This window comes from Bradyrhizobium sp. SZCCHNRI1029 (assembly GCF_032487555.1).
Classification (GTDB): domain Bacteria; phylum Pseudomonadota; class Alphaproteobacteria; order Rhizobiales; family Xanthobacteraceae; genus Bradyrhizobium.
Genome location: NZ_JAUEUK010000007.1, coordinates 140,164 through 162,714, shown reverse-complemented (window position 1 = coordinate 162,714; position 22,551 = coordinate 140,164). Strand labels below are relative to the sequence as shown.

The 22,551-nt window shown below is 66.6% G+C and carries 19 protein-coding genes, 1 tRNA gene and 2 pseudogenes; 11 read left to right on the top strand and 11 right to left on the bottom strand.

The features are described from left to right. Positions 1-174: 174 nt before the first annotated feature. Positions 175-765, top strand: coding sequence for a TetR/AcrR family transcriptional regulator (locus QW861_RS20845; protein WP_316193443.1), 591 nt, complete (start codon positions 175-177; stop codon positions 763-765). Between the two features lie 281 nt (positions 766-1,046). On the opposite strand, the gene QW861_RS20840 is transcribed toward QW861_RS20845, so the two are convergent. From QW861_RS20840 to QW861_RS20830, 3 genes are all read right to left on the bottom strand, one after another. After that, positions 1,047-1,343 (bottom strand): zinc-ribbon domain-containing protein, encoded by a 297-nt coding sequence (locus QW861_RS20840; protein WP_315751326.1) that lies wholly within the window; start codon positions 1,341-1,343, stop codon positions 1,047-1,049. A 46-nt stretch (positions 1,344-1,389) separates the two neighbouring features. After that, positions 1,390-2,091, bottom strand: a complete 702-nt coding sequence (locus QW861_RS20835; RefSeq protein WP_315751328.1) for an alpha/beta hydrolase — start codon at positions 2,089-2,091, stop codon at positions 1,390-1,392. Positions 2,092-2,900: 809 nt separating this feature from the next. Then, positions 2,901-3,701, bottom strand: coding sequence for an IclR family transcriptional regulator C-terminal domain-containing protein (locus QW861_RS20830; RefSeq protein WP_315751330.1), 801 nt, complete (start codon positions 3,699-3,701; stop codon positions 2,901-2,903). A 211-nt stretch (positions 3,702-3,912) separates the two neighbouring features. Here QW861_RS20830 and QW861_RS20825 point away from each other — a divergent pair, with 211 nt between their 5' ends. Together QW861_RS20825 and QW861_RS20820 are read left to right on the top strand one after the other, a co-directional pair. Further along, positions 3,913-5,271: an aromatic ring-hydroxylating dioxygenase subunit alpha gene (locus QW861_RS20825; RefSeq protein ID WP_315751332.1), complete on the top strand. Its 1,359-nt coding sequence runs from the start codon at positions 3,913-3,915 to the stop codon at positions 5,269-5,271. 193 nt (positions 5,272-5,464) lie between these two features. Beyond that, positions 5,465-6,904 (top strand): glutamine synthetase family protein, encoded by a 1,440-nt coding sequence (locus QW861_RS20820; RefSeq protein WP_315751333.1) that lies wholly within the window; start codon positions 5,465-5,467, stop codon positions 6,902-6,904. Between the two features lie 15 nt (positions 6,905-6,919). On the opposite strand, the gene QW861_RS20815 is transcribed toward QW861_RS20820, so the two are convergent. After that, positions 6,920-7,624 (bottom strand): SDR family oxidoreductase, encoded by a 705-nt coding sequence (locus QW861_RS20815; protein ID WP_315751335.1) that lies wholly within the window; start codon positions 7,622-7,624, stop codon positions 6,920-6,922. 257 nt (positions 7,625-7,881) lie between these two features. On the opposite strand from QW861_RS20815, the gene QW861_RS20810 reads away from it, so the two are divergent. Then, positions 7,882-8,919 carry a magnesium and cobalt transport protein CorA gene (locus tag QW861_RS20810; protein ID WP_315717882.1) on the top strand — a complete coding sequence of 346 codons (1,038 nt, stop codon included), beginning with the start codon at positions 7,882-7,884 and terminating at the stop codon, positions 8,917-8,919. A 207-nt stretch (positions 8,920-9,126) separates the two neighbouring features. Here QW861_RS20810 and QW861_RS20805 read toward each other — a convergent pair whose 3' ends face one another. Beyond that, complete coding sequence (locus QW861_RS20805) at positions 9,127-10,410, bottom strand: hypothetical protein (RefSeq protein ID WP_315751338.1); 1,284 nt, start codon at positions 10,408-10,410, stop codon at positions 9,127-9,129. Between the two features lie 120 nt (positions 10,411-10,530). On the opposite strand from QW861_RS20805, the gene QW861_RS20800 reads away from it, so the two are divergent. Both QW861_RS20800 and QW861_RS20795 read left to right on the top strand, forming a co-directional pair. Then, positions 10,531-11,259 carry an SDR family oxidoreductase gene (locus QW861_RS20800; RefSeq protein WP_315751340.1) on the top strand — a complete coding sequence of 243 codons (729 nt, stop codon included), beginning with the start codon at positions 10,531-10,533 and terminating at the stop codon, positions 11,257-11,259. 203 nt (positions 11,260-11,462) lie between these two features. Continuing rightward, positions 11,463-13,538, top strand: coding sequence for a HAMP domain-containing methyl-accepting chemotaxis protein (locus tag QW861_RS20795; RefSeq protein ID WP_316172615.1), 2,076 nt, complete (start codon positions 11,463-11,465; stop codon positions 13,536-13,538). Between the two features lie 342 nt (positions 13,539-13,880). On the opposite strand, the pseudogene QW861_RS20790 reads toward QW861_RS20795, so the two are convergent. Further along, positions 13,881-14,550 (bottom strand): annotated as a pseudogene (locus QW861_RS20790) (IS3 family transposase); the annotation flags it as partial. A gap of 164 nt (positions 14,551-14,714) precedes the next feature. On the opposite strand from QW861_RS20790, the gene QW861_RS20785 reads away from it, so the two are divergent. Continuing rightward, on the top strand, positions 14,715-14,888 hold the full coding sequence (locus QW861_RS20785) for a hypothetical protein (protein ID WP_315717878.1): 174 nt from the start codon (positions 14,715-14,717) through the stop codon (positions 14,886-14,888). A 113-nt stretch (positions 14,889-15,001) separates the two neighbouring features. Here the strand turns inward: QW861_RS20785 and QW861_RS20780 are convergent, their stop codons facing one another. The 5 genes and pseudogenes from QW861_RS20780 to QW861_RS20765 form a co-directional block, all read right to left on the bottom strand. Continuing rightward, positions 15,002-15,355, bottom strand: coding sequence for a response regulator transcription factor (locus QW861_RS20780; protein WP_315717877.1), 354 nt, complete (start codon positions 15,353-15,355; stop codon positions 15,002-15,004). A 196-nt stretch (positions 15,356-15,551) separates the two neighbouring features. Further along, positions 15,552-16,238 (bottom strand): response regulator transcription factor, encoded by a 687-nt coding sequence (locus QW861_RS20775; RefSeq protein WP_315751344.1) that lies wholly within the window; start codon positions 16,236-16,238, stop codon positions 15,552-15,554. Continuing rightward, positions 16,219-16,953 carry a sensor histidine kinase gene (locus QW861_RS20770; RefSeq protein WP_315751346.1) on the bottom strand — a complete coding sequence of 245 codons (735 nt, stop codon included), beginning with the start codon at positions 16,951-16,953 and terminating at the stop codon, positions 16,219-16,221. The genes QW861_RS20775 and QW861_RS20770 overlap by 20 nt, the downstream gene beginning before the upstream one ends. A gap of 489 nt (positions 16,954-17,442) precedes the next feature. Beyond that, a pseudogene (locus QW861_RS34040) lies at positions 17,443-17,616 on the bottom strand (nuclear transport factor 2 family protein); the annotation flags it as partial. Positions 17,617-18,266: 650 nt separating this feature from the next. Beyond that, a tRNA-Thr gene (locus QW861_RS20765) sits at positions 18,267-18,341 on the bottom strand. Between the two features lie 352 nt (positions 18,342-18,693). Here QW861_RS20765 and QW861_RS20760 point away from each other — a divergent pair. From QW861_RS20760 to QW861_RS20745, 4 genes are all read left to right on the top strand, one after another. Beyond that, on the top strand, positions 18,694-18,876 hold the full coding sequence (locus QW861_RS20760; RefSeq protein ID WP_315717874.1) for a hypothetical protein: 183 nt from the start codon (positions 18,694-18,696) through the stop codon (positions 18,874-18,876). Positions 18,877-18,901: 25 nt separating this feature from the next. Then, complete coding sequence (locus tag QW861_RS20755; RefSeq protein WP_315751348.1) at positions 18,902-20,620, top strand: FAD-dependent oxidoreductase; 1,719 nt, start codon at positions 18,902-18,904, stop codon at positions 20,618-20,620. 149 nt (positions 20,621-20,769) lie between these two features. Then, complete coding sequence (gene murA / locus QW861_RS20750; RefSeq protein ID WP_315751350.1) at positions 20,770-22,059, top strand: UDP-N-acetylglucosamine 1-carboxyvinyltransferase; 1,290 nt, start codon at positions 20,770-20,772, stop codon at positions 22,057-22,059. 24 nt (positions 22,060-22,083) lie between these two features. Beyond that, positions 22,084-22,533, top strand: a complete 450-nt coding sequence (locus QW861_RS20745; protein WP_315751352.1) for a DUF2948 family protein — start codon at positions 22,084-22,086, stop codon at positions 22,531-22,533. Positions 22,534-22,551: the final 18 nt, after the last annotated feature.

The window sequence follows — 22,551 nt, the reverse complement described above, 5'->3', positions numbered from 1 at the left end:
GGCCTAATCGGATCGCAGCGGGCACCGCCTTACGGGCGATGGTCCGTCCAGATCCAGCGACCGCGGGACGACAGCTGAGGAAGGTTGGCTGTCCCGGGTGGCAGGTCTATCTATACGGAGGGTTCCTCCGTTTAGCAAGGGGACATGAACGGTCCGTCATCAAGAGCTGGTGAGATGGAGACGAAACCACAAGACCGCCATCGCAAGCCGCGCGCCGATGCGCAGCGCAACCGCGAGCGCGTGCTCGAGGCGGCCAAGGCGGTGTTCAGCGTCGGCGGCGCCGAGGTCAGCCTGGAGGCGGTGGCGCGCCAGGCCGGCGTCGGCATCGGCACGCTGTATCGCCATTTCCCCACCCGCGAGGATCTGTTCGAAGCGGTGTACCGGCGCGAGGTCGAGCAGCTCGCCGAGCTTGCGGAAGAGCTGAAGAGCGAGCCGTCGGCGGTCGAGGCGCTCCGCCGCTGGCTGCGCTCGACGGTGCAGTTCGTCGCCACCAAGAAGGGCATGATGGCCGCGCTCGCGATCGTCATGAACGCGAACTCTGAGCTCGCGGCCTATTCGCACGGCCACCTCACCCGCTCGATCGGCGCGCTGCTGGCGCGTGCCGTCGCGGCCGGCGAGATCCGCAGCGACATCAGCGCCGACGACGTCCTGCGCGCGCTGATCGGCATGTGCTACATGCACGACCAGACCGGCTGGCAGCAGAGCGTGCTGCGGCTGTTGGATGTGTTCGTGGATGGGCTGCGGGTGGGGAAGGGGCGGGCGTGAGATTGCCTCACGCTGCGTATTAGCCGCTCATTGACTTGCCCGGGCCGACACGTCCGACGGCACTCTCGTCCGGGCGATACTCCGTAGATCCGGATGCTCCCTCCATCGTCATTCCGGGGCGCGCGAAGCGCGAGCCCGGAATCCATAACCACGTTCTGTTGCTGAAATTCGCAGTGCCTCTGTACGGCCCTCTCGCTCCACAACCAAGACCTGTGAGTATGGATTCCGGGCTCATTCGCTGCGCGAATGCCCCGGAATGACGAAGTTGGCGTGGGGTGATGCTATGAAACCGGCGTCCCGCAGGCGGCGCAGAATTTCGCGCGGGGTGTTCTCAACGGCTTTCCACACGACGTGCACGCCGGACCGAAATCACTTCGTCGATGGTGCCAGATCGCAAGGGCATTCGTCTCGTCAAAGCCGGTCAGTTCACGGTAGCGCTGCAGCACGCCCGCTTTGCTATCGACCGCAGCGGCGGCTTGCCCGAGAGTACATTCATTCAACCGCCGGTAGTCTTTGATGTCGTCGATCGGTTTCCTCAGGAGAGGCTCGATCTCCACCCACTCCTTCTCATCGAGCATGGGCACCTCGATGCCACAACGCCAGCAATATACTGTGATGGCCATCTCACCCCCGCAACCATTCCATCAGCGCCTGCGCCGTTTCCTCCGGCTGCTCGGGCTGCGGCAGGTGACCGCAATTCTCCAGCACGACCAGCCAGCTGCCGTCGATGCCGTCGGCCATTTCCTTCGACAGGCTGTTCGGGATGGTGTTGTCGGTGTCGCCGGTCAGCACCAGGGTCGGGCAGCGGATCGCTGTCAAGGTCGGCCGCGAGTCCGGACGCGACATGATGGCCGTCAGCTGCCGGATGAAGCCGATGACGCCGACCTCCTCGGCCATGTCGTGCACGAGCTGGCGCAGCCGCGGATCATCCTGGCGCGACGGATGCACGAAGCCCGAGAACAGCTCGTCGACCACGCCGTGATAGTCGCCCTCCTTGGCGCGGGTGATCATGGTGCGGCGGCGGGCGCTCGCCTCCGGCGTGTCGGGCCGCGCCTGGGTGTTGATCAGCGCCAGCCGACCCACGCGTTCTGGCGCCTGGCGCATGATCTCGAGCGCGATGTAGCCGCCCATCGAATGTCCCGCGAGCGCGAAGCGCGGCGGCGCCTCGGCCAGGATGCGGCGCGCGATCGCGGCCATGCTGTCATCGCGGATGTGGTTGGCCACCATCACCGGCCCGAGCCGCCACAGCGCCGGGATGACAGGCGCATAGATGCGGGGCGACGAGATCAGGCCAGGCACCAGCACGAGCGGCAGCGCATCAGTCATGGGTCTTCCCCCCGGAAACGGCATTCACCTGCAGGTCCGGGTGTTGTCCGCCCGGCATGCCATTTACGCGCGAGGGGCGGCCGATGTCCAACGATGTGCTGCGGCTCGCGCCCGCCGCCCCAGGCCGACAACCTCGTCCCCAGCCGTGTCCTGGCTCCTCCTGCGCCTCTTCGCGGCAGCGGGGGGGCCGGTCGGATGATCGCGGTGATCGGGGCGCCCGCGATGCTGCTTGGGCCGCGGCGCCTTCGGCTTTCGTGATTGCGGCGCCATTCGCGGCAATCTGGTGGCGTCGTCCGCAATTCGCGCGTGAGATCGGAGATCGAACTACTTCCGCTCCGGATCATGCCACCATCGCATGCAGCGCGATGATACCTGGATGGACCATCAATCGTGGCAAACAGGGTCGGGCGTCACGATAATATCACGTAATGGGCGTGGGCCGCGGCGTCGCAAGGCCTGCGACCACAACGATTAGTTCGCGCGGCCGGTAACTTCACGTGGCCGGCGATGGCCGGCTCTCTCGTGCTGCTGCGGAGATAAGTTGGTAGCACCGCGCTGTCGGTGATGACATCGGAAGGATTGTCGCGCGAAGTCCGGCTCTCACGAGAACGGCGGGTGCGCCGATCCGCGATGCAGCGAGGGGCGGGACGACGTGCTCGATCAGCGGCGCGACGATGCCTCTCGGCGATGTCGCTGCCGGATGGAGCAGCGGCGCTCGTGGCCGCGAGTTCGATGCGAAGGTTGCGGTGGCGTGACCTGATGCGCGAGCGAGAGCGAGCGCGCCAGCGGCCGAGGCCTCTCCTCGACGATCAGACGAGCAGAGGCTGCGCCGTCGCCGCGAGCTTCTTCAGCAGCGGCAGGAAGCGCTCCTTCATCTCGTCGACGCCGATGCGATCGACGTGGCCGCCGATGTTGGCGGCGGCGATGATGCCGCCGTCATATCGGCGAATCGGCACTGAAATCGAGCGGAAACCCTGCTCCGCCTCACCGTCGACGAGCGAGTAACCGTCGTCGCGGACGGCGATGATCGACGCGAGCAATGCTTCCTTGTCGGTGATCGTCTGCGGCGTCATCTCGGTCAGAGTCATGCGCTCGACGGCCTGGCGCAACTGATCGTCCGGCATCCGGCTCAGCAACACGCGGCCGACCGACGTGCAGAACGCCGGCAGCCGATAGCCGATTTCGAGCCCGGTCGAGAACATCCGCGTCGAGGTCGCGCGCGCGATGAAGACGACCGACTCGCCGTCGAGGACGGCGAGCGAGCAGACCTCGCGCGCCTCGCCGGCCATGCTGTCCATCAACGGCTGCATCACGCTGTTGATCTGGTTGGAGGCGAGATAGCTGGAGGCCAGCAGCAGCACGCGCGGCGTCAGCGAGAACAGCCGGTCGTCGCCATGGACGAAGCCGGAGGCCTTCAGGGTCAGCAGAATCCGTCGCACCGTGGCGCGGGCGAGGCCGGTGAGTTCCGCGGCCTTGCTCAGCGTCATCGGCCGGCCCTCGCGGCTGAAGGCTTGTATCACCCGCAGGCCGCGATCGAGCGCTTCCACGAACTCGGGGCCGTCGCCCCGAGCCTGCTTCTTCTCCTCATCAGTGCGCTTCAGTTTCGGCATCGGCCTGACATGATCCGCTGTTGTTGTTTTCGGCCGCAGTGAAGCTGCAGTCCGTTGGCCCCTCGGCTTCGGTTGTAGCTTTTTCACTTGCGCTTCTCCCCACTTAAAGCGAATCTAATCTGGGCGAACATGTGTTCGTCTAGCGAACATTATTAGATGATCGCGTGACGCTCAACGCCCGACTTGCGACGGAACAGGAGAGACGGCCATCATGATGAGCCAGGAGCAGAACGACCTGATCACGCGCGTCGGACCCGGCGCGCCCGCCGGTAAACTAATGAGGATGTACTGGCAGCCGGCCGCGCTGGTCGATGAGCTCGTGGGCGAGCGGCCGGTGCGCGCGGTGAAGCTGCTCGGCCAGGACTTCGTGCTCTTCAAGGATGCGCAGGGCCGCTACGGACTACTTGATCGCGATTGTCCGCATCGCGGCGCAGATCTCGCCTTCGGACGGCTGGAGAACGGCGGGTTGCGTTGCGCCTTCCATGGCTGGCTGTTCGACGCCGACGGCAATTGTCTGGAGACGCCGGCCGAACCGGCGGGCTCGCCGCTGTGCAAGAACGTCAAGCAGCGCGCCTATCCCGTGGTCGAGAAGGGCGGCATCCTCTGGGCCTGGCTGGGCGAGGGCGCCGCCCCGGCGTTCCCGGATCTCGACTGCTTCACCGCGCCAGACGCCTACACCTTCGCCTTCAAGGGCCTGATCGAGTGCAACTGGCTGCAAGCGCTGGAGGTCGGCATCGACCCCGCGCATGCCTCGTTCCTGCACCGCTTCTTCGAGGACGAGGATACGTCGACCGCCTATGGCAAGCAGTTCCGCGGCGCCTCCGCCGACAGCGAGCTGCCGATGACCAAGGTGCTGCGCGAATACGATCGTCCGATCATCAATGTCGAGGGGACCGAATACGGCCTGCGCATCATCGCGCTGCGTGAGATCGATGCCGAACGCACCCACGTGCGCGTCACCAATCAGCTGTTCCCGCATGCCTTCGTGATTCCGATGAGCACGGAGATGACGATCACGCAGTGGCACGTGCCGGTCGATGACGAGAGCTGCTATTGGTACGCGATCTTCACCAGCTATGGCGCGCCGGTCGACCGGGCGAAGATGCGGGCGCAGCGGCTCGAGCTCTATGAGCTGCCCGACTATCGCTCGCGCAAGAACAAGAGCAACGACTACGGCTTCGATCCACGGGAGCAGGCGACCGCGACCTACACCGGCATGGGCAACGACATCAACGTGCACGACCAGTGGGCGGTGGAGTCGATGGGCCGAATCCAGGACCGCACCCGCGAGCATCTGGGCCAATCCGACAAGGCGATCATCCAATATCGCCGGCTGCTGCGCGAGCAGATCGAGAAGGTCGCGAGCGGCGAGCCGCCGATGCTGTTCCTCGATGCCGCTGAGGCCCGCAGCGTGCAGGGCCCGGCGACGATGGACGGCATCGGTCCGACGCGCGGCTGGGAGACCTATTGGATGGAAGTCGACGTCCGCCGCCGCCGCAACGCCCCCTGGGCCCCGCCGGTGCCCGCGGATATCGTGCGGCGGGCCCCGCATCTGAGCGCGGCGGAGTAGCTCCTTTGCTCCGAGCTGCCGTAGGGTGGGCAAGGCCGGCGGAACGGCGCAGCGTGCCGTCCGACGGCCCGCCCACCATTCACGCGCACCGTCGCGGCGGTGGGCGCGTCGCGTTCGCAGTGTCCACTGGCGCAACAGCGGAGGCAGCGCCGCGAGCGCGCCTTTGCCCGTCCTACGATTCGAGGAGCCATCGTTGAGTTTCGTCGACAAGCATCAGTTGTGGACCGTCGAGCAGGCCGAGGCCGCAATGCGCATGCGCCGCCTCGCCGAGGAGCACGGCCTCACCACCATCCGCTTCTCGTTCCCGGACCAGCATGGCATCCTGCGCGGCAAGACACTCACTGTCGATGCTGCTTTGTCCTCGCTCGAGGATGGCTGCTCGATCACGACGACCCTGCTCGCCAAGGACACCTCGCATCGCACCGTGTTTCCGGTGTTCACCGCCGGCGGCGGCTTCGGCATGGCCGAGATGCAGGGCGGCAGCGACGCGCTGATGGTGGCCGATCCCACCACGTTCCGGGTGCTGCCCTGGGCGCCCGGCACCGGCTGGGTGCTGTGTGATCTGTATTTCGCCAACGGTGCGCCGGTCCCGTTCGCCACGCGCAATCTCTATCGGTCGGCATTGGCGACGCTCGAACAGCGTGGCTATCAGTTCATGGCCGGCCTCGAGGTCGAGTGCCACATCTTCAAGGTCGAGGATCCCAGGCTCGCGCCCGGTGATGCCGGCTCGCCCGGTCAGCCCGGCGTGCCGCCGACGGTCAGCCTGCTGACCCAGGGCTATCAATATCTCACCGAGCAGCGCTTCGATCAGATGGAGCCGGCGCTCGAGATCATCCGGGCGAACCTCGTCGCGCTGGGCCTGCCGTTGCGCTCGATCGAGCTCGAATATGGACCGAGCCAGTGCGAATTCGTGCTGCAGCCGGGCATCGGGCTGGCGCCTGCGGATACGATGGTGCTGTTCCGCAGCGCCGTGAAGCAGATCTGCCAGCGCCACGGCTATCACGCCACCTTCATGTGCCGGCCGCGCATCCCCAACGTGATGTCGTCGGGCTGGCATCTGCACCAGTCGCTGGTGGCGCGCGACGGCAGCAACGCGTTCATGACGGAGGACGCCGAAGGTCTGTCCGCGCTCGGCCGCCACTACATGGCGGGTCTGCTCGCGCATGCGCGTGCCTCCGCGCTGTTTTCGACGCCGACGATCAACGGCTACCGGCGCTACCGCGCCTATTCGCTGGCGCCGGACCGCGCGATCTGGGGCCGCGACAACAGAGGCGTCATGATCCGCGTGCTCGGCGGCCCCGGCGATCGCGCCACCCGCCTGGAGAACCGCATCGGCGAGCCCGCCGCCAACCCCTATCTCTACATGGCTTCGCAGATATCAGCCGGCCTCGACGGCATCGACCGCGAGCTCGATCCGGGACCGTCGGCGGATGTGCCCTATGAGACCAAGGCGAGCCTGCTGCCGAAATCGTTGCGCGAGGCGGTCGATGCGCTGAAGGACGATGCGTTCTTCCGCCAGGCGTTCGGTTCGACCTTCATCGACTACTACACCTTCATCAAGAACGCCGAGCTCGAGCGCTTCCAGCAGGAGGTCTCCGACTGGGAGCAGCGCGAATATTTCGAGATGTTCTGACGGCGCGGTGGCCCCTCACACGCTGCGCGTCAGCCCGCCGTCGACGCGGATGTTCTGGCCGGTGATGTAGGCGGCACCCTCGGAGGCCAGGAAGGCGATGGTCGCGGCGATCTCCTCGGACTTGCCGTAGCGGCCCATCGGCACCGTCTTACGGCGCTCCTCCGTCGCCGGCAGGCTGTCGATCCAGCCCGGCAGCACGTTGTTCATGCGGATGTTGTCGGCCGCGTAGGTGTCGGTGAAGATCTTGGTGAAGGATGCGAGCCCGGCGCGGAACACCGCCGAGGTCGGGAACATCGAAGACGGTTCGAAGGTCCAGGCGGTCGAGATGTTGATGATCGCGCCGCCCTTATGCGCCTGCATGACCGGTGTCACCAGGCGTGTCGGGCGGATGACGTTCAGCAGATAGGTATCGAGGCCCGTGTGCCACTGCTCGTCGGTCAGCTCCAGGATCGGCGCTCGCGGGCCGTGGCCGGCGCTGTTGACGAGCACATCGATGCGGCCCCAGCGGTCCATCGCGCCGTCGACGAGGCGTTTCAGATCGTCGCTGGACGTGTTGGAGCCGGTGATGCCGAGGCCGCCGAGCTCGGCCGCCAGCGCCTCGCCCTTGCCCGACGACGACAGGATCGCGACGTGGAACCCATCAGCGGCAAGCCGGCGCGCGGCCGCTGCGCCCATGCCGCTGCCGCCCGCGGTGACCAGTGCGACACGTTGTGTGGCCATGACGATGACTCCTGCCTTTCACGGATGACGACGGCGATCATGTAGCGCTGTTCTCCCGGTGGCGTCGAGCAAAACACAGGAACGCGCCGGTCGCCATGACGGCGAGCGACAGATCATCAACAAGCCGTATCGGCACCGATCTGATCCGGCGCGTTGCTTGACCGGCGGCTGCAACGCGCCGAAAATCGGAAACAGGCCGGTGCAACGGGAACGCGCCACCGCGTGGATCCGTTGAGACCGGACAGCAGGGAGGCACGATGCGCCACGTGACGACGCAGACACCGGCCGATACGCCGGCCGTTCAGGTTCGCGGCGCGTCGCGCGAGCCCGGCGTGGTCGCGGCGAGCGCCTATGCCGATGGCCGCCGCGTCGCCGACGTCGCGATCGAGGAGGCCGGCGCCTGGAGCAGGCGGCCGGGCCATGTGGTGTGGATCGGGCTGCATGAGCCTGATGCGGCGCTGCTGCAGCGCGTCGCGGATCAGTTCGGGCTGCACGAGCTCGCGATCGAGGATGCGTCGAAGGCGCATCAGCAGCCCAAGGTCGAGCGCTACGGCGACGCGCTGTTCGTCGTCGCCCGCACCGCGCAGCTCGTCAAGGAGCACATCGTGTTCGGCGAGACCCACATCTTTGTCGGCCCCGGCTTCGTGGTCTCGGTGCGCCACGGCGCCTCGACCTCCTATGGCGCGGTGCGCGAGCGCTGCGAGAGCTGTCCGGGCTCGCTCGCCAAGGGGGAGGACTACATCCTCTATGCGATCCTCGATTTCATCGTCGACAACTACCGGCCGGTGACCGAGAGCATCATGGCCGAGGTCGAGACGCTGGAGGAGGTCGTGCTGCAGCGGCCGCTGGCGCGCCACGAGGTCGACCTTCTGTATCGCCTGCGGCGCGACCTGCTGCGGCTGCGCCGCGCCGTCGGCCCCGTGGTCGACGTCTGCAAGCGGCTCGAGCATGTCGACAACGTCGCGATCGACGCCGAGATGGCGCCGCTGTTTCGCGACGTGCTCGACCACGCCAAGCGCGCCGAGGAGGATGCGGATTCCCTGCGCGAGATCCTCGCCTTCGTGTTCGAGGCCAGCATGATGGCCGGCCAGGCGCAGCAGACCGACATCGCCCGTCGGCTCACGGCCTGGGCCGCGATCCTCGCGGTGCCGACGGCCGTCGCCGGCATCTACGGCATGAACTTCGAGCACATGCCGGAGCTGAAATGGCAATACGGCTACTACGCCGTGCTGGGCTTCATCGCCACCGTGTGCAGCGTGCTGTACTGGCAGTTCCACCGGCGCGGATGGCTGTGAGGGGAGGGGCCGTCGGTCCCTGCTCGCGAAGCGGGTTCAGCCACTTGCGAGCGGCGCGAAGGCGTTGCTCCAAATCCCCTGCGCCCAAGCGAGGCGCGGTGCCAGGGCGCCGAGTGCGGTGGCGCCGCGACCGCCGGGCACGACGTGGCGCGTGTGGCATCGAAATCGTTTGCCGTTGAGGAGGCAAGGCGTGCCATGGCGCAGCGGTCACGCCGCGGCGGATCGCCCCTGGTGCGCGGACCACCACGCGGCGATCGCGTCCGTCAGTTCGTCCCAGATCGCGGTCGGCAGGTCGGGCACGGCGACGCGCACGCTGTAGCGATCCGTGGTGGCGTCGTGAAACCATTCCGTCGCAGCGAAATCGAAGCCGAAGCTGCCGGCGTGGCGGATCGGCAGCCCGGCGCGCCGGAGATCGTCGCTCATGGCGGTTGCGGCTTGCCGCGCGGTGGCCTCGTCGAGCGGCGCGCGGCCGGCGAGCGTGACGTAGAGCCCGTGCGCGAAGTCGAGCTCCGCGGTCAGGCCGTGCAGCGCGGTCGCGAATTGACGCCGCGCGCGCCGGCTGTTGCGCAGGATGGCGGCGACGCGCCGCGCGGTCAGTTCGCGATAGGCGGGCAGGCCGACATAAGGCGGGAAATGCGCCGGCAGCGCCGCGCCGCCGAGCAGCCTGACGGCGTTGCGCGTCTCGTCCGGCAGCGTCTGAAGCACAACGCGGCCCGCGGCGCCGGCCTTGCTCCAATCGATGAAGGCGACCGAGCCGAGCCGGCCATATTCAGCGCCGAGCGAGTCGAGCTTGGTATGGCTGCGCACCATCACGACCGGCACGTCCCAGCGTCGCGCCCAGGCCAGCACGCGGCGAACGCGGCCGGAGCCATTGGCAAAGCAGGTGGTGTCGAAGATCAGGAGATCGATCGCCGGACGGTCGCAATTCAGCACGGCCTCGAAGCGCGGCGCGGTCGCGCTGGAATCGATCAGCAGCAGCCGCGGCGCCGGCGCGGGCTGCGCCAGCGCGGCGGCAAGGTCACGGGTCAGCGTCACCGGGCGCAGGTGCCGCGCATGCGCCGCGACCAGCTCCTGCGTCTCGCCATAGGAACCCGGCAGCATCAGCAGGTTCGCCGTACCGAGAACGGGCCGCGTCGCGAGCAGCAGTGCCGCGATCGCCGCCATGCCGGAGATGGTGTAGATGGTGTCATGACGGCTCTCGCCCGCCGCATAGAACGACGGCCCGCGCACGTCGAGATCGGCGCGCTGATAGTCGTAGCTGAAGGCGAACGGTCCGGCGCGATGATCGTCCGCATCCGCCCAGGCCGTCTCTGTCGCGGTCCAGTCGCTGAGCGCGTGCTCGGCCTTCAGCGCGGCCGTGAGCTGAAACTTGCGCCGGACGACCTCCATCACGGAGCGTGGCGCCGGCAGCGCATGCGGTCTCCGCAGGCAGCAATTCAGGAGCTGCAGCTCCTGATGCTTGCGGGCGAGATAGGCTTCGATCGTCTCCATCGGGCTCTTCACGGGTGATGCTGGCGGCCGGGATGCAACGCGCAGGGATTGCGATGGGTCCAACGGAGTGCGGCAATGCCGCGCGGTTTGCTGTAGTCTGGCCGGACAAGGAGGAGATGAATGGGCAGGGAACTCGAAGGCAAGGTGGCGGCGGTCACCGGCGCGGCGTCGGGCATCGGCCTCGCCAGCAGCGCGGCGATGCTGGCCGCCGGCGCGCGCGTCGTCATGATCGATCGCGACGCCGCGGCGCTGGCGAGCCTGCGCGAGCGGCACGGCGAGGCCGTGATCCCCGTGGTGATCGACCTGCTCGATCCCACGGATTGCGCCACCCTGCTGCCGCGCGTCCTCGATGCGGCCGGCCGGCTCGACATCCTTCACGCCAATGCCGGCAGCTATCTCGGCGGCGATCTCGTCGACGCCAGGACGGACGCGATCGACCGCATGCTGAACCTCAACGTCAACGTCGTGATGAAGAACGTACGCGACGTGCTCCCGCACATGATCGCGCGCGGCTCGGGCGACATCATCGTCACCAGCTCGCTCGCCGCCCATTACCCGACGCCGTGGGAGCCGGTCTATGCGTCGTCGAAATGGGCGATCGACTGCTTCGTGCAGACGGTGCGCCGCCAGGTGTTCAAGCACGGCATCCGCGTCGGCGCGATCTCGCCAGGCCCGGTGATCACCGCGCTGATCGCCGACTGGCCGGCCGAGAAGCTGAAGGAGGCACGCGAGTCCGGCAGCCTGCTGGAGCCCTCAGAGGTCGCCGAGGTGATCATGTTCATGCTGACCCGTCCGCGCGGCATGACCATCCGCGACGTCGTGATGCTGCCGACGAATTTTGATCTGTAGGGCAGCCGGGTTTTCCTGAGCTGGAATCGGTCCCAAGTCATCGCCGCGCTTCAGGACATTCTTCAAGCGGCACGGGACGTCCTGTCCGGTGCCGTGTCTCCGATCGAGGGCGCGCGACGACCCCGTGGAACTACGGGGGTCGAATTAAGCGCAACCTTAATCATAAGGAACCTAGCGTGAGCCCGCGCAATCCGGGGGCAATAATGAAGATCGGCCGACTTTTCGCAATTTCCATGCTGTCGGTGACGGCTTTGGCCGTCCTGCCTGCTGCTCAAGTCGTGATCGAGCAGGTCAGGGCTGTCAGCGACAAGGCCGAGGCGATCAAGACGGTCGAGGCGTTCGGCGCCGTGCTGCTCTACGCGCAGGACGTGGTCGGCCATCGCGCCCCCTACATCACGCCGATCTTCCAGGATACTCCCGCCACGCCCGCGCAGCTCGAAGGCGTGCGCAAGATCAGGCAGTCCGCCGACGCATCCTTCGCCAGGGCGCGCGCGCAGCTGGCGAACGTCTCCAACGGCGAGGCGATCACGCGCAGCCTGGACCAGGCCTCGTCCAAGCTGAACGAGATCCTCGCCAAGGTGGACCCCGCGCTGACCGCGCCGCTGAACGCGCGCGATCCGGCCGTCATCAAGAGCTTTCTCCCCGGGGTCACCCAGGTCGCCCTGGCAATCGAGCCGATCCTGAACCAGCTGCAGAACCGCATCGCCAATGCCGACGCGTCGCTGACGACGCTGCTCGACGTCGCCCGCACCGCGCAGGACCTGCGCGTGACCGCCGGCGGCCGGGCTGCCGCGCTGTCGCCGGCGCTCAGCGCCCGCCGCGCCGTGGCACCGGCCGAGAAGGCGGCGATGGACCGCGCCCAGGGCCGCACCGAAGCCGACCGCGAGCGCCTGGACGCCGGCATCGACCAGCTCGGCAATCCGGAGCGGCTGCTCACGGCGTTCAAGGAGGCCCGTGACGGCTATTTCGGGCGCGCCGTTCCGATCGTCGACAAGGACATCGCAGCCGGGCTCGGCGATCTCAACTACACACTCACCGCCGACAGCCTGGCCGAGGCGGTCGTCCCGGCCGTGCAGAAGTTCTTCGTCGTGCGCGACGCCGCGATCGCCGAGGCCCGCGAACGCGCCGTCGCGGCGCGCGATGCAGCCTATCTGATGCTCGCGCTGGCGACGGCGGTGGTCGCGGCCCTCGCCGGCATTCTCGTGTTCGTCACCATGCTGCTGCGCCGCCGCGTGATCAACCCGATCGTGAACCTGACCGGCCTGATCGGCGAGATGGCGGCCGGCCATGACGACGTGGCGATCCCGACGATCAATCGCGACGACGAGATCGCCGCGATGACCGGCTCGCTGCAGACCTTCAAGGAGGCGCTGCTGGAGAAGAAGCGCGCCGAGCAGGCGGCCGCGGCCGACGCGCAGGCCAAGATCGAGCGCGGCCAGCGTGTCGAGCGCTTCACGCGCGAGTTCGAGATGGCGATCGGCGAGGTCGTCGGCGTCGTGTCATCGGCGTCGGCCGATCTGGAGCGCTCCGCCGCCACGCTGACGACGACCGCCGGCCGCTCGCTGGAGCTCGCCACCGTGGTGACCTCGGCCTCCGAGGAGGCCTCGACCAACGTGCATTCGGTCGCCGCGGCCGCCGAGGAGATGAGCTCGTCGGTCAACGAGATCAGCCGCCAGGTGCAGGACTCCGCGCGCATCGCCAACGAGGCGCTGGCGCAGGCGCGCAAGACCAACGACAACGTCGCCGAGCTCGCCAAGGCTGCGGCGCGGATCGGCGACGTCGTCGAGCTGATCAACGCGATCGCCGGCCAGACCAACCTGCTCGCGCTCAATGCCACCATCGAGGCCGCCCGCGCCGGCGAGGCCGGCCGCGGCTTCGCGGTGGTCGCCTCGGAGGTGAAGGCGCTCGCCGAGCAGACCGCCAAGGCGACCGGCGAGATCGGCCAGCAGATCGGCGGCATCCAGGCCGCGACCCAGGAGTCGGTCGGCTCGATCAAGGAGATCGGCGAGACCATCGCCCGGATGTCGGAGATCGCGTCCGCCATCGCTTCCGCCGTCGAGGAGCAGAGCTCGGCGACGCGCGAGATCTCGCGCAACGTCCAGCAGGCGGCGCATGGCACCCAGCAGGTGTCGGCGAACATCGCCAGCGTCCGGCATGGCGCCGACGAGACCGGCTCGGCCTCCTCGCAGGTTCTGTCCGCCGCGAAGTCGCTGTCCGGCCAGAGCAGCCGCCTCCGCGACGAGGTCAGCCGCTTCCTCGACTCGGTGCGCGCGGCGTGAGGGTGCATTATGCGTGGCCTCGACGAGGGCCGCGCATCGCCACCCGATCGCAGCAGCTATAGCCCGCATGAGCGCAAGCGACATGCGGGGCCAGCCCCCTCAGATATCGGTGCCGCTCATCCGGGCTACAGCTACTCAGATCTGCGCTGCTGCCGATGCTCCGCGATCGGACCGATCGCGCCCTTTGTTCTTCTCGGCTGCCCCGTTCTCCCGCGAACGCGGGAATCCATAACCCCAGGCGGATGTTAGCTTGCGAGACACGTTCAACTGAAGTGGACCCCACGCACGGGACCATGGATCGCCGAAAATTAAGGTGTGATCGCGCCTGCCCTGTCGTTCAAATCAAGCAGCTTCCTGCTGCTGCGTCTGGGCCTGCTGTGGGTATGTGGGCAACGCGTTTGCGTTGTCCAAGCGAAGCGGCATATCCACAGTCTGGGCCGCCTCGATCACATCCATGCCGGCGCGCCATGCCGCCATGGGAAACTGATTGTTCATCGCCTGGTGCGGGCGGCGATGATTATAAAAGGTCATCCATGAGCCGATGCCGTCTCGCGCTTCGCGCCCGTCAGCATAGGCTTTCAGATGCACTTCCTCATACTTGATCGAGCGCCACAATCGTTCGATGAAGATGTTGTCCATGAAACGGCCGCGTCCGTCCATCGAAATCGCAATGCCTGCAGCCTCCAGCCTGCCGGTGAAGGCTGAGCTGGTGAACTGCGCGCCCTGATCGGTGTTGAAGATCTTAGGCCGGCCGTGACGCGCCATCGCCTCGTCGAGCGCAGCGATGCAAAAGCCCGTATTCATCGTGTTCGACAAGCGCCACGCCAGCACCGCCCGGGTGGCCCAGTCGATGATCGCCACCAGATACAGGAACCCCTGCGCCATCGGAATGTAGGTGATGTCGGCCGCCCAGACGTGATTGGGCATCGGTGATGCTGACGCCGCGCAGCAGATAGGGATGGATCTTGTGGCCGGAGGCGGCCTTGCTGGTGCCGGGGCGCGGGACCAGCGCCAGTACCGTTAACGGACCGCCGGACAATGGTTGAAGTTTCCGATACAGGTGCTCTTTGAGTTTTGCTTCCAACCCTCTCCCTTTGAGGGGTTTCCGAGACATGTCTTGCAAGAAGTGGTCGACGTAGCGCCCTTGCAACCTAAGTTTTTGTAGCAGGTGCCCGCATGGACGGTCCAAGGAATGAAAACAATCGCGACTATTGCGGCGGCGGTGCAGATATTTCTCATCGTTTTTTCCCATTTGAAGCGGTGATGGTCTCGATCGAGCCGATAAGCGAAGGGCTCGACCAGCATTTCAGTCGTCAAAGCGGGCACGGCATTGGTAGCTACCAATGCTAACGCTGGAGACTTAAACTGACATCGGGGTCGCACCCCGTTTTCGCATTGGGAGAATCCCCCATGGGCCGCCCAGCTTCGCACGCGTCAACTTGCCGGACGCAGACGGGCATGGATCAAGGCGCCGGTGCGCCGTAAGGGTCGCCGAGCAGCACGCTGCGGATCGCCACCAGAAGGTCTTCTGTCATCTCCTGCTTGGCGACGTAGTCGTCGGTGCCGGATTCGAAAGCGCGGCGGACGTATTGCGGCGAATCATGCCTGCTCAATCCAGGTAGCGGCAGACGAACAAAGCGCGCGCGAACGTCTCTCACCAGATCCAAACCATTGCTATCGCCAAGGAACAGATCGACGATCCCTAGATCGGGTTTCGTGGCCGCGATGGCCACGAGCGCATCCCGTTGGGTGGCCGCCAAGGCACATACGACAAGACCGGGCTCAGCATTGATCAGCGCGGTCAGCCTGCGCCGCATCGGGGGTGACTGTCCACAATGAGCAGACGCCGCGTGCGCCGTGCTGATTGCGCAGTCCGCTTTAGCACCATGGCCCAGACCGCGTGTTCGGCCGTCGCGCTTGCCGGAGAGGGGCTGTGCCTGCTTGGTCGAGAAGTCATCGGCGGCATGGCAGACGTGTATGACACTAGCCGCGCACTTGGGCGAACTTTATGACTCAACCCAATCGGCCGATTGTAACCCATTGAGCCGCGCGTCGGGCGAGTTCAGCAGCCGATTCGATCGCCAGCTTATTCTTGATGTGCTCAAGATGGGATTCTACCGTTTTGACGCTGCGGTTCAGTAGACCAGCGATCTGCCGCGTGGTTCGGCCCTGACCAACGAGCCGAAATACCTGCAATTCCCGATCGCTCAGCGTGCGCACCGGCGAGGCGGTCTCGAGCGGTCGCGCGCCGACGCATCGTTCAGCCAGCCGCCGCTGCAGAGCCTCGCTCATGTAGGTCTCGCCTGCAAGCACCCGACGAATGGCAGCGATCACGGTCGATTCGAGCTGTTGTTTGGTGACATAGCCGAGGGCGCCGGCGCAAAGCGCGCGCTCGGCGAACACCTCTTCGTCGTACATCGAAAGCACCAGCGAGCGAACGCCGGGATGACGCGCTTTGATTTCCTTGACGAGATCTAGGCCGTCCTCGTCGCCGAGAGCAAGGTCTACGATCACCAGATCAGGGCGACTGATCGCGATGGTCTTGAGCGCGGCCACGCGCGTACCGACCGCGCCGTGAACGGCGAGGCCGTTTTCCGCCTCGATGAGGGCGATCAACCCGCGGCACAGCACGGGATGATCGTCGACGACAAGCAGCCTCTTCCGCACCGCGTCCGCGGCTTCAGCCAGGCAAGTGGGCATCGCCGATACTTTCCTGCCGTTCGTAATTCGATAACAGCGGAAACGCGCACGCAACCATGACGCCGCGACGGGCCTGCGGCTCCACAGTAAGAGAACCGCCGATCGCCCGCGCGCGGTAGTCCATGGTATAAAGCCCGATGCCGTCATGATCGCGCCATTTTTCGGGAAGCCCGACACCGTTGTCCCGGATGCTCAATAGTCCCGAGCCTGCAGTGCACGCCAGACGGATCTCGATTTCGTCGGCTCGGCCGTGGCTGACCGCATTGCGGACGGCTTCTTGGGCGATACGCACGAGGTGGCTCGTGGTTTCGCGGCCAAGATCGGGACAAGGGGTATCTTCCACAAACGCACAAAAGGCGCCATGAGCGGCGCTGACGTTGCGGGCGAGGCTCTCAAGGGAGCCGACAAGATCCGCGCTATTCAGACCGATCGAGCTGAGCCCACGAGCGAGGTCACGCGCCTCGCCGATGGTCTCGTTCAGCAATCGTACGAGTTCGGCCGCGGCCGCGGCGGGACCCGGTTGGCCGCTCGCCGCCAAACTTCGCCACAGCGCCGCAGCTAGCGCCGCTAAGCCGGCGAGCGATTGGCAGAGCCCGTCGTGGAGTTCACGCCCAATGCGCTGTCTCTCGCGAGAGGCAATCGCAAGAATTTCACGTTCAAGAATTTCTTGTTGCCCAATATCGCGAGTTATGGCTTCGATCTGCTCCCGTTGCATCGAAGACCAGCCAGGTTTTCTCGTGACTAAGATACACCCTTAGGATGTATCAGCAGTATGATCGAGTCAACTTCAAAGATCGATTTAAACCGCATAACTTTATGTACATTAAAGCTACGCGCCGCACCGTTGTAATTGTCGATCGGCAGGGCGTCGATGAAGCTCATCGCGTCGACGGAGAACACCGCGCCGCCATTCGCCGTCTTTCCCGACGCTAGCATGAGTCAGTGGACGCTGAGCCTTGCAGCTTCCATACGCATGAAATGTGGACGTGAGGTGAAGGTCTCACAGGCGTTGAATAGCGGGCAGCGGGTTTATCCTCATTCATGATTGATCGCCTCGGCAACTCTGTTGAGGCAATCTCATGACAGGCAAGATCAAACCAATCTCGATCTGTCTCGCGGGCGCCCGACCGCAAGGTACGACCGCCGTGCTTCCACGTCAGTTGCGCGAAACGGAAATGCAACGCCAGCGGTCGCCACGCTTCCATTAGACGTCCGTGTAGCAGCCAGTCCCCCGGCTTCCGTCGGGTTTGGTGAAGTGCGTGCGTGCATTCACGACACCGATGTCTCCAAGGACCCTGATCTGGATGTCGCTGCCGGAAATCTCGGTGACCGGCGACTTCCGGGCGACTTGCCGCAGGAAGCCGGCGCGGTCGAGGACGGTCCCGTCCGGGGATTACGGTGACGCTGGGATTAAGGTGACGCTGCACCAAACAAAGCCCCCTCCGCCGCCCGTATCCCAGCTCTGCTGAAACTGCCCGTCGTGCCACTCTGCCGCACCCATTCCCCTTGTGCCGTCGGGCAAATCACCTGCACATTTTCGGCCGTCCCGTGCTCATCGAAGAGGGGCGTTCGCGAGTCGTCACGAGCGTTGGGTGTGGGATGCGATGGCCGGTGTGTCGCCAAGGCGCGTCAGCGCGAGACGGCTGGTGACATGTCGGACGGTGAAGTCGCGTGGTCCCGACCTCCCGACGCTGAGGTCAAGCTCGCTGGTGTGCGTCAGTGCATCGCGGGTGATGGGGGCAACAAAGCCCGGTCCCCAGGGAGAGCGCGTATAAATCGTAAGCCCATCGCGCAGGGAGGGCCGGGTGTGTTCGGCCAGACCTGTGGTGACTGCCGCCTGCATTCTTTTTCTGCAGGCGGGCCACGGGCGCGGCCAGCGCCCGGCCTTCCCTGCGCCCTCGATTTCCGGAGAGGGCGGTGCTGCAGCAAAGCTCGGACGCAAATTGCGCCGCGAGGCCGATGACGCGCATCTGCGCGTGGCCTGTGGTCCCGAGGCGTCGCCGAGGATCATGTTGGGGAAGAATGCCCTGGTGCTGCCGGACAGGATTGAACTGTCGACCTCTCCCTTACCAAGGGAGTGCTCTACCACTGAGCTACGGCAGCAAAGGGACTGGCGGGGATCGGCCCGAAGGCCGCGACCGAACGCGGGCGGTTCTTGCCACAAGGTCCCCGCCTGCGCAAGCGCGGCTCGCCCGGTTTTCCGGGAAAGACGTCAGCGTGATGGATCGAAAGGGAGCGAAAGACCTCCGAATCGGAGCGAAATCGCCCGTTCGCGGCGGATTCTCGCGGTTTGCCGCTCGAGGTGCCCAACTGGCCGCAGCTGCGGCGGCAACTCCCCATCCGGGCAGGCGACGGCCGGCCGGGCGGAACCTAGCGTCTGCGTCGCCAACGCCTCTTGGCTTTCGCATCTGCGGCCCCAATTGTGCTTCTGGTATGGGGTGACCGGGGGAAGGGGATGGCGGAGAAGACCGGGAAGGCGGCGCCGAAGGGCGCGCGCGAGGAGCGGCTGAAGCAGGCGCTGCGCGAGAACCTGAAGCGGCGCAAGGCGCAGAGCCGCGAGCGCAGCCAGGCGGGGACGGTCGAGAAGGACGGCTTGGACGAGGCCGCTGCCGACGGCGCGGACGATTCGAAGCATTGAGCAGATTGCAGGCAGGGTGGGCGTGATGGCAGCGGATGAGGGGATGAGGGCGGATGCGGCGGCACAACGGGCGGAGCTCGCGAAGACGCTGCCGCGCTTCGACCAGACTTTTCCGGAGCTGACGCCGCCGGAGATCGCGCGTCTGCGCGGCTTCGGCGAGATCCAGACCTATCGCGACGGCGAGCTGCTGTTCGAGACCGGCAAGCCCGGCCCCGGCATGTTCGTGATTCTCAAGGGCCATGTCGCGATCACCCAGCGCGATGGCCTCGGTCACGTCACCCCGGTGATCGACCAGGGGCCAGGGCAGTTTCTGGCCGAGATCGCCCAGCTCTCCGGCCGCGCCGCGCTGGTCGACGGCCATGCCGAGGGCGACGTCGAGGTCATCCTGATTCGCCCCGAAAGGTTGCGCGCGTTGCTGATCGCCGAGGCCGAGCTCGGTGAGCGCATCATGCGGGCGCTGATCCTGCGCCGTGTCAATCTCATTCAGGGCGGCGCCGGCGGCCCGGTCATGATCGGGCCGCCGCAATCGGCCGCGATCGCGCGGCTGCAGAGCTTCCTCACCCGCAACGGTTTTCCGCACCATCTGCTCGATCCCGCTGTCGATCACGACGCGGCCGACCTGATCGCGCGCTATTCGCCGACCCCGGCCGAGCTGCCGCTGGTGGTGGTGTCCGACGGCAGCGTGCTGCGCAATCCCAGCGAGACCGAGCTGGCGCGTGCCGTCGGCATGATCGGCGGTCCGCGCGGCGAGAAGGTCTACGACGTCGCCGTCGTCGGCTGCGGGCCGGCGGGCCTGGCCACCGCCGTGTATGGCGCGTCGGAGGGGCTCACGGTGGCGGTGCTGGATTCGCGCGCGTTCGGCGGCCAGGCCGGCGCCAGCGCGCGCATCGAGAACTATTTCGGCTTCCCGACCGGCATCACCGGCCTCGCGCTGACCGCGCGCGCCTTCAACCAGGCGCAGAAGTTCGGCGCCGAGATCATGATCCCGGTGTCGGTCAATGCGCTCGACTGCGAGCGCAAGGCCGGCGCCTTCGTGCTGGCGCTCGAGGGCGGCGACGAGGTGCGGGCGCGCTCGGTGGTGGTCGCCAGCGGCGCGCGCTATCGCCGGCCTGATCTTGCCCGGCTCAAGGAGTTCGAGGGGCGCGGCGTGTGGTACTGGGCCTCGCCGATCGAGGCGCGGCTGTGCGCGGGGCAGGAGGTCGCCCTCGTCGGCGGCGGCAATTCCGCGGGGCAGGCCGCGGTGTTTCTGTCGGGGCACGTCAAGAAGGTGCGGATGATCATCCGTGGCGGCGGGCTTGCCGCGTCGATGTCGCGCTATCTCATCGAGCGCATCGAGGCGACGCCGAACATCGAGCTGTTGTTCAACACCGAGGTCGTCGCGCTCGATGGCGGGGCCGACACCGGCCTCGAACGCATCACCTTGAAGAGCCGGCTATCCGGCGAAGAGACGCAGGCCGACATCAGCAATCTGTTTCTGTTCGTCGGCGCCGATCCCGCCACCGGCTGGCTCGACGGCTGCGGCATCACGCTCGATCGCGCCGGCTTCGTCGTCACCGGCGCGCAGTCGGAGCAGAATGCCGGGCGGATGGTGTCGCCGCTCGAGACCTCGGTGCCCGGCGTCTATGCGGTCGGCGACGTCCGCTCCGGCTCGGTCAAGCGCGTCGGCGGTGCGATCGGCGAGGGGGCCCAGGTTGTCGCCGCGCTGCACGGGTTTCTGGCCGATGCGCTGGTCCCGCCGGTCTGATTCGCGCCTTTCCGCCGCGGGGGCCGTACCGTCAGGGGATGAATTCCCGGCGGCTGCGACCTGCCGTTGCGAACTCATCAAATCGCCGTAATGTCGGTCCTGTTGCGCCGACCTTAGCCCAATTTCCCGGCCAGCCCCACAGGACCAGCATGGATCGCATTCGCATCGTCGGCGGCAACCCGCTTCGCGGCACCATCCCGATTTCGGGCGCGAAGAACGCCGCCCTGCCGCTGATGATCGCGGGTCTTTTGACACCGGAGACGCTGATCCTGGACAACGTCCCCCGGCTGGCCGACGTCGCGCAACTGCAGCGCATTCTCGGCAATCACGGCGTGGACATCATGGCCGTCGGCAAGCGTCCCGGCGATGGCCAATACCAGGGCCAGACGCTGCAGATCTCGGCGGCCAACATCATCGACACCACGGCGCCCTATGAGCTGGTGTCGCGGATGCGCGCCAGCTTCTGGGTGATCGCGCCGCTGCTCGCGCGCATGCACGAGGCGCGGGTGTCGCTGCCCGGCGGCTGCGCCATCGGCACCCGTCCGGTCGACCTCCTGATCATGGCGCTGGAAAAGCTCGGCGCCAATATCGACATCGACGCCGGCTACGTGGTCGCCAAGGCGCCGGGCGGCCTGCGCGGCGGCACGATCGATTTCCCCAAGGTCACCGTCGGTGGCACCCATGTCGCGGTCATGGCCGCGGCGCTCGCCAAGGGCACGACCGTCATCGCCAACGCCGCCTGCGAGCCGGAGATCACCGATCTCGCCGACTGCCTCAACAAGATGGGCGCGCGCATCACCGGTGCCGGCACGCCACGCATCGAGATCGAGGGCGTGGCGTCTCTGCAGGGCGCGCGTCACACCGTGCTGCCCGACCGCATCGAGGCCGGCACCTATGCGATCGCCGCGGCGATGACCGGCGGCGATGTCCGGCTCGCCGGCGCGCGGCCGGAGCTGTTGCAGTCCGCGCTCGACGTGCTGACCGAGGCCGGCGCCGAGATCTCGAGCGACGCCGAGGGCATCCGTGTCGTCAGGAACGGCCACGGCATCCGCCCGGTGCAGGTGACGACCGCGCCGTTCCCCGGCTTTCCGACCGACCTGCAGGCCCAGCTGATGGCGCTGATGGTCTGCGCGCAGGGCGCCTCGGCGATCACCGAGACCATCTTCGAGAACCGATTCATGCATGTGCAGGAACTCGCACGGTTCGGCGCGCGTATCAGTCTCGACGGCGAGACCGCGCGGATCGAGGGCACCTCTCATTTGCGCGGCGCGCCCGTGATGGCGACCGATCTGCGCGCCTCGGTGTCGCTGGTCATTGCCGGGCTTGCTGCGGAAGGCGAAACCATGATCAATCGCGTCTACCATCTCGATCGCGGCTTCGAGCGGCTGGAGGACAAGCTGAAGGCCTGCGGCGCCACGATCGAGCGCATCCGCGAGTGAAGGCGCTGCCAAGAGGATGAGACCGTGACCGACCGGCTCAAACTGATCGCGCTCGATGCCGACGATCTCGCCGTCATCTCGGCCCATGTACAGGACGCGCGGGTGCAGGCGGCCGACATCATCTGGCGCCAGGCCGAGAAGCGGCTGGTGATCGGCATGAACCGGCTCGACTGGGATCAGGCGCTGCATGGTGAGAGCGAGCCGCGCCGGCTGCTCGCGGCGTTGCGGTTCGACCGGGTGCTGGCCTGCAAGTCGCGCCGCATCGACCTCGCCGCGCCTGACGCCGTGCTGGAGCTGATCGGCATCGAATTCCATGCCGGCGCCGAGCCGCCCGCCGGCAGCGCGCTGCTGCTGTTCTCCCATGGCGGCGCATTGCGGCTCGATGTCGAATGTCTCGAATGCGAGCTGACCGATCTTGGCGAGGACGATCTCGGCACCAGCGATATCGATGGCGTCCCGCCGCTGACCGGGTAGGCGCCGGTTCAAAGGGTT